Source organism: Tanticharoenia sakaeratensis NBRC 103193, from assembly GCF_000963885.1.
GTDB lineage: Bacteria > Pseudomonadota > Alphaproteobacteria > Acetobacterales > Acetobacteraceae > Tanticharoenia > Tanticharoenia sakaeratensis.
Genome location: NZ_BALE01000078.1, coordinates 1 through 763, shown reverse-complemented (window position 1 = coordinate 763; position 763 = coordinate 1). Strand labels below are relative to the sequence as shown.

At 63.4% G+C, this 763-nt stretch carries 1 pseudogene; it reads right to left on the bottom strand.

Going from position 1 to position 763, the window contains the following annotated elements:
* Positions 1 to 708 (bottom strand): annotated as a pseudogene (locus B8446_RS15910) (IS5 family transposase); the annotation flags it as partial.
* Positions 709 to 763 lie beyond the last annotated feature (55 nt).

Genomic DNA, 763 nt, shown 5'->3' with positions numbered 1-763 from the left:
TAGTGGCATTGCGATCGTAACGTGTCGCGATGCGGCGGAAGTCCTTGAGGCGGTTGAACATGCGCTCAATGGCATTTCGCATCCGATAAAGGACCGGCGAAAAGCAGTTCTTCCAGACCCGGTTGGCCTTGGGCGGGATGTTCGGCGCGGCGCCCTTGTCCTCGATGTGTCGACGCACCGCGTTGGTGTCATAGCCCTTGTCGCCGTGGATCAGCCGGACGTTCGAGACCCGTTCCAGCAGCGGGACCGCTGCCGTGCAATCCGCGACATTGCCGCCGGTCAGCATGAAGGCGACCGGACGGCAGGCGGCATCCGTCAGCGCGTGGATCTTGGTCGTGCGCCCGCCACGCGATCGGCCGATGGCCTGGTGTCGCTCCCCCTTTTTCCGCCGGAGGCACAGCGATGGGCCTTCACGGCAGAACTGTCGATCAGAAGTTCGGCAGGCGGTCCACCGCTCTGCGCCAGCGCCTTGAACAGGCGCGCCCAGACGCCTTTCGCGGCCCAGCGCTGAAACCGATTGTAGAGCGTCTTGCGCGGGCCATACGCGGACGGCGCATCCTTCCACCGCGCGCCGGACAGCATGATCTGAATGATACCGCTGATCACGCGTCGATCATCCACACGCGGCTTGCCACGCGTATCGGTGGGCAGATGCGGCGCAATCCGCGCAAACTGTCGGTCCGAAAGCCAGAAAAGGTCAGCGTCCATCGCTCATCTCCTTTCAGAGAGAGAGCGAATCACAGGCCGCTCACAATGGGAATCC